The organism is Pseudidiomarina halophila (assembly GCF_003987215.1).
Classification (GTDB): Bacteria; Pseudomonadota; Gammaproteobacteria; order Enterobacterales; family Alteromonadaceae; genus Pseudidiomarina; species Pseudidiomarina halophila.
The window spans coordinates 731145-743243 of sequence record NZ_PIPW01000001.1; the positions used below are offsets into that span (position 1 = coordinate 731145).

A 12099-nucleotide genomic window follows, 5' to 3' on the forward strand; every position below is an offset into this window, starting at 1 on the left:
TTGTCAGTCCTTTATTCATCACGAAAAGCATGGTAAATGGTTTCAGCGAGTTCACGGCTGACACCGGGTACGGCAGCAAGTTGGTCAATACTAGCCTGTTTTACCTGCTGTAATCCACCTAGATTTTGCAGCAATTTTTGTCGCCGCTTGGCGCCAATGCCAGGAATATCTTCTAAGCGCGAGGTCCTTCTTACTTTGGCCCGCCGCTGACGGTGTCCGGTAATCGCAAACCGGTGTGATTCATCGCGGATATGTTGCACCAGATGCAACGCAGGGGCATCGGCTGATAAAGGCACAGTGGCATGGCTACCGGCCAATATCAGCGTCTCTAATCCCGGTTTACGCGATTCACCTTTGGCCACACCGATAAGTAGTGGCGCAGCTTTATCAACTTCACTCGACCAGTCAGCAAAATAGTTCTCGGCCTGACTTAACTGGCCTTTACCACCGTCAATAAAGAGAATATCAGGCATGGGCGCAGCATCAATCCTGGCATTTTTAACAGGATCAAAGCGGCGCCGCAAAGCCTGCGCCATCGCCGCATAATCATCACCCGGGGTAATACCTTTAATATTGTAACGCCGGTAATCGCTCTTCTTTGGCCCTTGCTGGTCGAATACCACGCAGGATGCTACGGTTTCCTGCCCCATAGTATGGCTGATATCAAAACATTCCATGCGCGTTATTGGCCGGCCAAAATCAAGCACCTGCTCCAGCGCCTGGGTGCGCATCATCATAGTACTGGCCTGATGGGATTTACTTTCCAGTGCATTCAAAGCGTTTTTCTGAGCCAGAACCTGGTACTGGCGGCGTTCACCACGCACGCTGTGGGTCATGCGTATTTGTTGCGCTAACGCCTGTTCCAACGCCGCTAATTCCTGATTGGGATCTAATACTGTTGCGGCATTTTGCTCAGGTAAAATGATCTCTTTGGGTAATCGGCGTTCGACCTGATCATTCAGATAGAACTGCAACAGGAAGGCCAATAACACCTCACTGTCTTCGGTATTCGCCGGTACTTTCGGGAAATAACTACGACTGCCCTGCACTGAACCGTCGCGAATAAAGAGTAGGTGGACAGCGGCAATACCACCCTGCCGGGCGTAACCAATCACATCCAGTTCCTGCTGATTACCAGTGACTGCATTGCGCTCCTGTATCTGTCTTAGCGCACCAATCTGGTCGCGATACCCCGCTGCCCGTTCAAATTCCAGTTCGCTACTGGCGGACTCCATTTTGATCACCAGCCGATCGATGACCTGCTGGTTCTTGCCCTGCAAAAATTGTGTCGCCAACTCTACCTGCTCACGGTACTCGGTGTCGGTACAATAGCCTTCGACACAGGGCGCCAGGCAGCGTTTGAGCTGATACTGTAAACAGGGACGACTACGGGCACGATAATAAGAATCATCGCATTGCCGCACGGGAAAGAGTTTCTGCATCAGGCGTAAACTGTTGCGCACCGCGACACCATTTGGAAAAGGTCCAAAATAGCGGCCTTTTTCGCGCCGCGTACCACGGTGAAATGCCAGGCGTGGATGCTGATGCTCGCTTACCAGAATATAGGGGTAAGATTTATCGTCACGTAATAAAACGTTGTAGCGCGGCCGATATTTCTTGATGAAATTATTCTCAAGGATCAGCGCTTCGGCTTCGGTATTGGTAACAGTAACGTCAATGTCGACGATCTGCTTGACCAGGGTTTGGGTTTTTGGGCTATCGACCTGAGCACGGAAGTAGCTGCCCACGCGCTTACGCAGGTCTTTGGCTTTGCCAACATAGATAATATCGCCTGACGCATCGTACATACGGTACACGCCTGGTTGATGGGTCAGGCTACGCAAAAACTGCTTTGCGTTAAATGGCTCCCTCGATTTCTTCATTTAAAACAATGGTTACCTTTGGTTCAATTTCGACGAGACCCGTCTGTATAGCCAAATGGGTTAAGGCGACGTCTCCGGATAACTGCAGTTTATCAAAGATTCGGTACCTAAAGGTATTTACTGTTTTACTACTGATATTAAGTAGCCGGGCGATTTCGGCAACACGCTTGCCCTGCCCAATCATTTGCGCCACCTGAATCTCACGTTTACTCAGGCAGGTAAGCAACACCGTTTGCTTCTGCCGCGCGGGATTTTTGGCCAGATATTCTGCTACGCTCGCAGCAACGTACATGCGGCCACGGCTGAGTGTGGTGCATGCTTGTTTGAATTCATCAAGGCTGGATGAGGCAAGCAAAAAGCCGTCCACCCGTTCCACGTTGCACTGAAAGTCGAGCACATCCTGGAAACGAGCTGCCCATAACAGCAATTGAATATCCGTGTAACGACGCTGTAGGCGCCGCCAGATTTCGATGGTCCCGTCACCACATAAGCTACTACCCAGAATGACGGTTGCGTAGGGTGATGCCTGGATCGCCTCACGCAATTGGTGTTGATTAAAAACTATCGCGACAACATTAAACTGCGACTCCATAGATGCCAGGACGGTTGTCATGCCCTGGCTGATCAGTTCCGAAGGGACTGCCACAATGAACTGCGTCATGTGAGTTTCCTTATCCCAAAGTTCCGAAAGATTTCGGCATTCACACTAAACCCGTTTTAGTGCGTTTCAAGATATGCCCTGTCTCTTTAATATGCGCAAGATTAAATATGATAATTTTGTTGAAATACATGGATCTTTACATTGTAAAGGTCAAAATAACTCAGTTTTTATTCATTTGATTCCAGGCTTTTCTTCGCCACGGACGTTAGCGAAATCCTCAACCAAAAACCGTCACTGTCTGGCGGCTGATTGCGACCAACTGACCATCGTCATCCCAGATATGCGCATGGGTATGTCCGTAGCCGTCTGCGGCATAATCAATTGTAGCCACATAGTGCCACCAGGCATGTGATGACTTTGCCGGAAGTTCACTTGGAAACTCTATGGTCCAGGTTAACGAACTTGCCGGGGTAGGCTTGGTTAGATGGGTGAGTAAAGCTGGCGGCCAGGCATCAACCAACGCTAGTAAATGTCCGATGCTTACCACAGAGTCGAGTTCACGAAACCGCATATAGCCACCAAACTGGCGGCTTTTGCTGCCGCAGAAAGGTAGGCCACCCAATGTGACCCGATAATCGAAGGCACGGGTAAACTCGGGAACAGCAGCTCCCTCTGGAAAGCTTTGCCCTTCTTCTGCGCGTTGACCTTCATCAGGATCAGGGGTATCCGTCATCTGCACCACGGAGCTCCGCGCCCGACCGTAACTCAGGAATGCCGCGAGCACCACTTCATTTTGCTGGATGATCTCTACCGCAATCTGGGTCACATTCTTGCCTTGCCGCAGAACTCGTCGCTGCAGCTGGGCAGCACCGTCTAATACAGGTGCCACGAAGGATACGGTCATAGCACGTAACTGCTGGTCAGCTGCGGCTCCAGCTGCGGCATGACGCCAGGCGATGGCGGCAGTTAAGCCTCCGAATAACGCGCGCCCCTGCCCCCAACCCTCTGGTAGTTGAATCTCTTGCTCAGCAGCTTCGGTGATTTGTGCGAGAATAGCGTCAAAATTTTGCATAGCGGACTCATCTGGTTTTTGTTTTTTTTAGTATAAACAGGTACGACCAGATGTGAAAGAGGCAATAAAAAAGCCCGCTAACAAGGTAGCGGGCTTTTCTGGAATTTGGCGGAGAGAGAGGGATTCGAACCCCCGGTGAGTGTGAACCCACGCCTGATTTCAAGTCAGGTGCATTAAACCGAGCTCTGCCATCTCTCCGGTGTCACAAGGCTGTATGCCTCAAGACGAAGCGAATGATAAAGAGCCGAAACGCGGTTGTAAAGCAAAAAATTGAATCTTCCGGGCCGTTTGCTGTCATTTTATACAATCAGACACAAAATTCACTTGAAAGCATTGCGACTCACCCCCACTTTTGAGATACACTGGGAACAGTTATTTATTATCGGAGAATGAAATGAACAACCAAGTTCACGTTTCGACCACACAACGTGGTGAATCTGTTATACAGACCAATAAAGTTTTACGAAACACCTATATGTTGCTGGGGTTAACGCTGGCTTTTAGTGCCTTTACTGCATTTTTATCAGCGAGCATGAATTTACCTCACCCGGGCTTGATTATTACCCTGGTTGGTTTTTATGGCCTACTGTTTCTTATTCATAAGAACGCCAACAGCACGATGGGGCTGGTGCTAACTTTTGCCCTGACAGGTTTCATGGGGTACACCCTTGGCCCTATCTTGAGTATGGTGAATGCCATTGGTCCGCATGGTGCTGAGATTATTATGACCGCACTTGGCGGTACTGCATTGATTTTCTTCTCGTTATCCGCGTACGTGCTGACCACTAAAAAAGATATGTCATTCTTAGGCGGTATGATGGTGGCGGGTTTCTTCGTTATCATCGCACTGTTTATTGCCAACTTCTTTCTGAATATGCCAATACTTGGTCTGGCGTTGTCAGGACTCTTTATCCTGTTCTCAGCCGGTGCCATTCTGATGCAAACCAGCTCGATCATTCATGGCGGTGAACGCAATTACGTACTGGCCACAGTGACCTTGTATGTGTCCATCTACAACATTTTTGTCAGCTTACTGCATATTCTGATGGCCTTTGGTGGCGACGAATAACTGCTTGTGACTGATCTTGTCATCTCGGTGCATGCGGCACCTTCAACCGCCGCAGCACCGCCTTCGACCCGCAGCCTGTTAGCGTTAACCTACGCCCAGGCTGCGCTTGCGTTAGGCCACACGTTAAAGCATGTCTTTTTCTATCAGGCTGGCGTATTGCACGCGCAGCTGGATCAGGATCAACAATTGACACCCGTTGCCGCTGAATGGGTGCGCTTAAGCCAAAAACATGGTTTCCCACTGATCGTCTGTTCAACCGTCATCGAAAACGATTACCAACTTGAGGCAACGCACCTGCACTCTGCTTATGAACTGGGCGGACTGACTGAGTTCAGTATGGCTGTAGCGCAAGCCGAGCGCGTGGTGCAATTCTGATGAGCATTTTTATTGTACAAAGTCAGCAGCCTGATGCTCTGGCAACGTGGCACGGTCAGGATATGTTGCTGGCACTTGCAACCTTAGAGCTCAATCCGCAGTTGGTCGTGCTTGGTGAGGCGCTGCGTCAGTTGCAAACTGGCCATGACGCCCGTCGCCACGAGCGCTCATTACAAAAACGTTATGCGCTGATGGAGTTGTATGACTGCCCGCCGCCGCTCGTTGTGACGGAAGAACTCGCGCAACAACAGCTTAATACCGAAGATTTCGTCTGCGACGTGCAGACCGTCAGTTATAGCGAATTAAGCCAGTTGCTTGCCTCCAGCAGTAAAGTGATAAGGTTCTAGCTTATGTTTGACGCTCCAGCGGTAACCGAACAAACTGTTTTTTATGTTCGCAGCTGGCCTCTGGCTAAGCATGATTCTGCTTTATTGCAGGAATCAGCGCTACAGCAACAGGTGATTTTGATACTTACCGAAACCGCGCTGGTGCAACTTTGGCAGCAGCCGGATGAGTTGGCTCAGTTTCCGTATACCTGTTATGCCATTCAAACAGAGATCCAGGCGTTACGTGATACAGTAGCGGAACTCAATGAACTGCCCTTTCCCGCATTTATCATGCAGCTAAATGATGCAAGCTGGGTAGAACTGACGTTACAATCGCAACTGGTCACCTACTTTGCTTAACTTTAAGTAACCTACAACTATGTTTGAACTGAACGGTCAGCAGTACGCCACAGATAAACACGAGTACCTTGCCAACTTTAATGAATGGAACCCTGAGCTTGCCCGGCATATCGCTGAATTAGAGGGTATTGAACTCACTGAGGCGCATTGGGAAGTGGTTAACTTTGTCCGTGATTTTTATCAGGAATTTGACACCAGTCCGGCGATGCGGGTGCTGGTAAAAGCGATAGGCCAGCGCTTAGGTGCGGACAAAGCCAATAGTCGCTACCTGTACCGATTATTTCCTAAGGGTCCGGCAAAGCAGGCAACCCGTATTGCCGGGCTGCCTAAACCAGCGAAGTGTATTTAAACTTTTATCTCGTTTTTACCACCCATGTAAGGCTGCAGTACGGTTGGGATCTTTACTGAACCATCCGCCTGCTGGTAATTTTCTAATACCGCGACCAGAGCCCGGCCCACCGCAAGACCTGAACCATTAAGCGTATGCATTAACTCAGGCTTTTTTGCCCCCTTACGACGGAATCGTGCTTGCATACGACGCGCCTGAAAGTCACCCATGTTTGAGCACGAACTGATCTCGCGATAGGTTTGCTGGCTCGGCAGCCAGACTTCCAGATCGTAAGTTTTGCAGGCGCCAAAGCCCATATCGCCAGTGCAGAGCAGAACTTTACGGTACGGCAATTCAAGATGCTGTAACACCCGCTCAGCGTTCTCAGTAAGGGTTTCTAAGGTCGCCATTGAGTCTTCCGGCTTCACCAGCCAGACCAGCTCGACTTTATCGAACTGATGCTGGCGGATCAGGCCGCGGGTGTCACGGCCATGAGAGCCTGCTTCACTACGGAAGCATGGCGTGTGCGCCGCGTATTGCAGCGGTAGCTGATCTTCATCAGCAATCTCGTCACGCCACAAATTAGTCAGCGGAACTTCTGCTGTTGGTATCAATGACATCGGCACCTGATTTTCTGTCGCGCCCTGGACATGAAACAGATCCTCGCCAAACTTAGGCAACTGACCGGTGCCAAACAAAGTATCGTGATTAACCAGGTACGGCACATAAGCTTCAGTATACCCGTGCTCATTCACATGCAGGTTCAGCATAAACTGCGCCAACGCCCGGTGCAGCTGGGCAATGGCCCCTTGCAGCACGACAAAACGCGCCCCGGCCAGCTTGGCGCCGCGAGCGAAATCCATGCCCTGCGCAAGCTCATGGGCGACGTCTACATGATCCTTAGGTTCAAACTCAAAATCACGCGGCTCACCCCAGCGGCTGATTTCCTTATTGTCTTCCTCATCCTTACCCAAAGGCACGGAACTGTCAGGAAGGTTAGGTACACCAGAAATGATCTGGTGCAATTCCGCCTGAATATCATTTAAATCAGCTTTCGCCTGGTCGAGCTGGTTACCAAGATCATCTACAGCGGCCAGCAGCGGTTCAATGTCTTCGCCCTGAGCTTTGGCTTTACCAATCGCTTTGGATCGTGCATTACGCTCTGCCTGTAAGTTCTCAGTACGGACCTGAAGTTCCTTACGACGTTGTTCCAACTGCTGAAGTTGCACGACATCTAAAGAAAAATCCCGCGTTTCGGCGAGGCGAGCTGCGGTTTCTGTGAGTTCACTACGAAATAACCTGGCGTCTAACATGCTAATTCCAAATCGATAAAAAATAAGTTTTAAGCCCCAGCGCAATCAGCACTGCAGCGATACAACAGACAAAATTTAAACTGGCGTAGGCCAAGGCTTTCAGAGTTGCTCCAGCCTGTAGCATTAACACGACATCAAGTGAAAACGCCGAGAAGGTGGTGAAGGCGCCGAGCACCCCAACCCCAAGAAACAACCAGGTCGATGAGGTCACCGCCCCTTGCTGCTGCCCCAGGAACAAAATTGCCAGTAAAAAAGAGCCTACTATGTTAACGATAAGTGTGCCGAAAGGGAATGACTTGCCGAACAAAGCCAGGCTTCCAACTGTCACGCCATAACGGGCCAACGCACCCAGCGCTCCACCTAGCGCAATATAAAGCCAGTTAGTCAGCATCATCATCCCGCTTCCAGTCGCTGGCCTGGTCATTTTGCTGCAACCATTCGAGTTTTGCCCGCAACTGCTTCTCTAAGCCACGATCACTTGGCTGATACAGATCCGGCTCGCCGATAACGCTGGGTAAATAACGCTCGCCCGGCACGATCGCCTGCGGGAAGTCATGGGCGTAACGATACCCGGCACCAAAACCTTCTTGCTTGTGAACCTTGGTAGGCGCATTGCGCAGGTGATTGGGTACCGGTGCATCAGGATAATCCGCAGCGAGCTTCTTAGCTGCGTTAAAGGCACGGTATAAAGCATTACTTTTCGGCGCCAACGCACAGTAAACCAAAGCCTCGGCAATCGCCCGCTCACCTTCAGCAGGGCCGACTCGATGGAAGGTATCCCAGGCATTCAACGCCAGTTGTAGAGCGCGGGGATCAGCAGTGCCTATATCTTCTGAGGCGATCGCTAACAACCGCCGGGCAGCGATCAAAGGATCGCCACCGCCTTGCAGGATCCGTGCGTACCAATACAGCGCACCGTCTGCAGACGAGCCGCGAACGGACTTATGCAACGCCGAGAGCAAATCGTAATAAACATCACCTTGCTTATCGAAACCGGCCTGGCGTCCGCCAATAGCTTCCACCACCAGTGTGCGTTCAATGGTCGCGCCGTCACTCACCGAATCTGAGCAGATCTCGAGATAATTCAATAAGCGCCGGGCATCACCCCCCGCCACATCAAGTAAGTAGTCTTTTGCCGCGCTGGTAAGTTGCAGTTGGCGCTTGCCGAGTCCGCGTTCCTGATCGGTCAAAGCCTGTTCAAGCAGCCCCGCGAGTTCATCAGTGGTGAGTGATTTCAGCCGATAGACCCGGGCCCTTGATAATAACGCGCCATTTAACTCAAACGCCGGATTCTCTGTGGTCGCCCCCACAAAAATAATGGTGCCATCTTCAATATGAGGCAGAAAAGCATCTTGCTGGCTTTTATTAAAACGGTGAACTTCATCAACGAAAAGTAAGGTGCGTACGCCCTGCTGTTGATTGTCTTTTGCCTTGACGATGGCCTGACGAATTTCTTTGACGCCGGAAGTGACCGCACTTAAACGTTCAAGGGAAGCAGCACCGGTTTGCGCAATAATTTCAGCAAGTGTAGTTTTGCCGGTACCTGGCGGTCCCCAGAGTACCATGGAGTGTAACTGCCCCTGCTGAATTGCATCACGCAGGGGCTTGCCGGGCCCCAGTAAGTGGCTTTGCCCAGCATAGTCGTCGAGTTTAAGTGGCCGCATCCGCGCCGCCAACGGGCGAAAATCTGGCGCAAAATCAAAACTTTGGTTGTTCACCAGCCACCTTAGTCGTTGTCGCCTCGTTGATCATCGATCGCTACGCCTGCAGGCATTTCAAACTGAAAGGTGCTGGGTGGTAGCGCGGCATTAAGTTGCACATTACTGAGCGCAATGCGGGTAAGTTGATTTTGCCCGTCATCAAGAATCACTTCGCTCAGCACATCATCGGCAAAGTTTAATTGCAGGCTTTGCTGAGCTTCAGCACCGTCCACGGGCTCGAGCTGATAGCTGGTGCCTGCTGCTGTCACCTGATAATCAGCCCATGCCGTGGCGTCACCATCTAACAGCAACAAAAAGGGACTCTGGCTTGCTGAATTCTGCTGATGGTTTAACGTAACCTGTTCGACAAAGGGGTCATAGTAGTAAATGGTGGAACCATCAGCGACCAGCACTAACTCATCGGGTGCATCACTTTGCCAGAAGAATTTATTGGGCCGCGCCATAGCTAAACGACCCTGCAGCTCTTGCACTAACTCGCCCTGGGCGTCAACCACCTGCTGCACGAAGTCAGCTTGCAAGGTACTGACTGGCGCCAGGCGTTCCTGCAATTCAGCGCGGGCATCACTGGCCCAGCTTGCGCCCGAGAACAACAATGCGGTCATCGCCAGGGTAGTACTCATGAGAAGCTTCATAGTTTTTCCTTAATCGCGTGGTGGGCGTGGCGCGAGAACATCGCGTTGGCCGTTACTAGCTGCACTACTAACGACACCGCTAGCTTCCATTTGTTCAACAATACGTGCGGCGCGATTGTAACCAATTCTGAATTTCCGCTGCACACTGGACACCGAAACGCGCTGGGTTTCAGTGATAAAGGCAACGGCTTCATCGTACAAGGGATCGCTTTCGCCGTCGTCATCGCCCGCACTTTCTCCGGGTAACAAGGCATCGTCACTTTGGTCACCACTCAAAATTTCTTCCAGGTAATTTGGTTTACCACGGCGCTTCCAGTCGGCCACGACGGCGTGCACTTCATGGTCGTCAATAAAGGCCCCGTGAACCCGCGTCGGAACGCCACTACCTGGCGGCAAGTAAAGCATATCACCCTGCCCCAGCAACTGGTCAGCGCCAGGCTGATCGAGGATGGTTCGTGAGTCGATTTTTGATTGCACCTGGAAAGCGATACGGGTCGGAATGTTGGCTTTGATTAAGCCGGTAATTACGTCCACTGAGGGCCGCTGGGTTGCCAGAATCAAATGGATACCGGCCGCCCGCGCTTTCTGAGCAATACGCGCAATGAGTTCTTCGACTTTCTTGCCGACGATCATCATCATGTCAGCAAATTCATCAATAACGACCACAATACTTGGCAGGCTTTCGAGTAGCGGCGGCATTTCGTCCATTGAATCGCCGGGTTTCCACAACGGGTCGCGCAGTGGTTCACCTTTTGCTGCAGCCTCTTCGACTTTCACGTTGTAGCCTTTCAGATTACGCACACCAAGCGCCGACATGAGTTTATAGCGACGTTCCATCTCGCCGACGCACCAGCGCAAGGCATTGGCTGCATCTTTCATGTCGGTGACCACTTCCGTCAGCAAATGCGGGATCCCCTCATACACCGAGAGCTCCAGCATCTTCGGATCAATCATGATCAAGCGCACTTCTTCTGGCGTGCTCTTGTACAGCAGGCTCAGAATCATGACGTTAACGCCAACGGATTTACCTGAACCTGTGGTTCCGGCGACCAGCAGATGCGGCATTTTGGCCAGATCTACAATCACTGGCTGCCCGGCAATGCCTTTGCCCAGCACCATGGTTAACGGTGAGGCGGCTTGTTGAAATGCATCGCAGCTGATTACGTCGCTGAAGAACACCGTTTCACGGCTCTTATTTGGTAACTCCAGACCAACGTAGGATTTGCCTGGAATAACTTCCACGACCCGCACTGAAATTGCCGATAGCGAGCGGGCAATATCCTTATCAAGATTTGAGATCTTTGACACCTTCACGCCCGGCGCGAGGTCAAGTTCAAAACGCGTAATCACCGGGCCCGGCTGCACGTTTGCCACCTTCACTTCGACACCAAAATCCTGCAACACGGCTTCGACGGTCTGGCTTATTTGTTCCAGTTCCTCTGGTGTCAGTGGATTACCCGTTTTTGCCGGTTTGTCGAGCAAGGCAATTGAAGGTAAGGGATCAATGGGACCCTGAACATCAGTGACTGGATAATCGTCGTCATCCGCTTCATCCGCTGCCTCATCTTCCGCTTCGACCTGTGCTCTGGGTTTAGCATCCGCACGGGCAATCTTCATCGATTTCTTCTCTGCCGCGCCAAACAAGCCGAGATCGGGCTCGTTCTCTTCTTCTGCGGTGGTCAGGGTAATATCTAAATCCAAATCAGGCTCACGACGTTCAAAAATATCGTCCGCGGCATCATCATCTGCGGTCGGTAACGGCTTCACTTTACGGCGCTTTTTCTTACGCTCCCGTGGCTCGTCATTTGCCGTACGCAGGCGTTTAATCAGCGCTTTACTGCGTTCAAACAACCATAGAGTCGCCTGAATTGCCCATTCTCCCAGTTTATCCGCCAGCCATACCCAGGAGATACCGGTGACCAGGGTCAAACCGGTGCATAAGAAGGTCAATAACAATAAGGTGGTGCCAATCAGATTGAAATAAGGCAGTAAGGAACTGCTAATGACATCGCCAACGACCCCACCGGCAGAAAACGAATACAGTTCAGAGAAGTTCAGTGATGCCAGCGCCGAGGCGCCAACCAGAGTCAGAATAAGACCAATCAGGCGCAGACCCAGGGCCAGATAATCGAGTTCAATCAGTTTGTGGGGCTGCCGGAACATCACATAGCCAAGCCCCGCCAGGCCAAAAGGAATCGCATAAGCCACGAAACCAAAAGAGAATAGCAAGGCATCGGCAAACCAGGCGCCAATGGCTCCTGCCGCATTTTCAATGGCTCCCTGATAACCTGTTTGCGACCAGCTCGGATCGGCGGGATTAAAACTCACCAAAGCGAGAAAAAGAAAAATCGCAAAGGCCCCACACAAGATGAGCCCGACTTCGAGTACGCGCTGAGCACCGCTCATGACGTAACCTGCG

Annotated in this window: 13 protein-coding genes and 1 tRNA gene; 5 read left to right on the top strand and 9 right to left on the bottom strand. The window is 51.3% G+C overall.

All coding sequences use genetic code 11. The features are described from left to right. Nucleotides 1–11: 11 nt before the first annotated feature. The 4 genes from uvrC to CWI69_RS03505 form a co-directional block, all read right to left on the bottom strand. Nucleotides 12–1883: an excinuclease ABC subunit UvrC gene (gene uvrC / locus CWI69_RS03490; protein WP_126761915.1), complete on the bottom strand. Its 1872-nt coding sequence runs from the start codon at nt 1881–1883 to the stop codon at nt 12–14. Continuing rightward, nucleotides 1858–2544 (bottom strand): LuxR C-terminal-related transcriptional regulator, encoded by a 687-nt coding sequence (locus CWI69_RS03495; protein ID WP_126761917.1) that lies wholly within the window; start codon nt 2542–2544, stop codon nt 1858–1860. The genes uvrC and CWI69_RS03495 overlap by 26 nt, the downstream gene beginning before the upstream one ends. A 217-nt stretch (nt 2545–2761) precedes the next feature. Further along, the gene (locus CWI69_RS03500; RefSeq protein WP_126761919.1) at nt 2762–3556 is read right to left on the bottom strand and encodes a thioesterase family protein; all 795 of its coding nucleotides are present in this window, start codon (nt 3554–3556) and stop codon (nt 2762–2764) included. A 106-nt stretch (nt 3557–3662) separates the two neighbouring features. After that, nucleotides 3663–3754: transfer RNA gene (locus CWI69_RS03505), tRNA-Ser, on the bottom strand. 196 nt (nt 3755–3950) lie between these two features. On the opposite strand from CWI69_RS03505, the gene CWI69_RS03510 reads away from it, so the two are divergent. The 5 genes from CWI69_RS03510 to CWI69_RS03530 are packed head-to-tail and all read left to right on the top strand — an operon-like array spanning nt 3951 to nt 6035. Next, entirely contained in the window at nt 3951–4625 is a 675-nt protein-coding gene (locus CWI69_RS03510; protein WP_126761921.1) for a Bax inhibitor-1/YccA family protein, read from the top strand. Between the two features lie 6 nt (nt 4626–4631). Next, nucleotides 4632–5000: a DsrE family protein gene (locus CWI69_RS03515; RefSeq protein WP_157984232.1), complete on the top strand. Its 369-nt coding sequence runs from the start codon at nt 4632–4634 to the stop codon at nt 4998–5000. Further along, a complete protein-coding gene (locus CWI69_RS03520; RefSeq protein ID WP_126761924.1) occupies nt 5000–5347 on the top strand; it encodes a DsrE family protein in 348 nt (115 codons plus the stop codon). Before CWI69_RS03515 ends, CWI69_RS03520 begins: the two co-directional genes overlap by 1 nt. 3 nt (nt 5348–5350) lie before the next feature. Beyond that, the gene (locus tag CWI69_RS03525) at nt 5351–5686 is read left to right on the top strand and encodes a hypothetical protein (RefSeq protein WP_126761926.1); all 336 of its coding nucleotides are present in this window, start codon (nt 5351–5353) and stop codon (nt 5684–5686) included. Nucleotides 5687–5705: 19 nt separating this feature from the next. Next, the gene (locus tag CWI69_RS03530; protein ID WP_126761928.1) at nt 5706–6035 is read left to right on the top strand and encodes a TusE/DsrC/DsvC family sulfur relay protein; all 330 of its coding nucleotides are present in this window, start codon (nt 5706–5708) and stop codon (nt 6033–6035) included. On the opposite strand, the gene serS is transcribed toward CWI69_RS03530, so the two are convergent. From serS to CWI69_RS03555, 5 genes are read right to left on the bottom strand one after another with little or no spacing between them, the layout of a single operon-like run. Beyond that, nucleotides 6032–7327 carry a serine--tRNA ligase gene (serS, locus tag CWI69_RS03535; protein ID WP_126761930.1) on the bottom strand — a complete coding sequence of 432 codons (1296 nt, stop codon included), beginning with the start codon at nt 7325–7327 and terminating at the stop codon, nt 6032–6034. The genes CWI69_RS03530 and serS overlap by 4 nt on opposite strands. 1 nt (nt 7328) lies before the next feature. Next, on the bottom strand, nt 7329–7724 hold the full coding sequence (gene crcB, locus CWI69_RS03540) for a fluoride efflux transporter CrcB (RefSeq protein WP_241971019.1): 396 nt from the start codon (nt 7722–7724) through the stop codon (nt 7329–7331). Further along, nucleotides 7708–9045 carry a replication-associated recombination protein A gene (locus tag CWI69_RS03545; RefSeq protein ID WP_198678875.1) on the bottom strand — a complete coding sequence of 446 codons (1338 nt, stop codon included), beginning with the start codon at nt 9043–9045 and terminating at the stop codon, nt 7708–7710. Before CWI69_RS03545 ends, crcB begins: the two co-directional genes overlap by 17 nt. Nucleotides 9046–9053: 8 nt before the next feature. Then, nucleotides 9054–9680, bottom strand: a complete 627-nt coding sequence (gene lolA / locus CWI69_RS03550) for an outer membrane lipoprotein periplasmic chaperone LolA (RefSeq protein ID WP_126761932.1) — start codon at nt 9678–9680, stop codon at nt 9054–9056. A 9-nt stretch (nt 9681–9689) separates the two neighbouring features. Further along, a complete protein-coding gene (locus CWI69_RS03555) occupies nt 9690–12086 on the bottom strand; it encodes a DNA translocase FtsK (RefSeq protein WP_126761941.1) in 2397 nt (798 codons plus the stop codon). Nucleotides 12087–12099 lie beyond the last annotated feature (13 nt).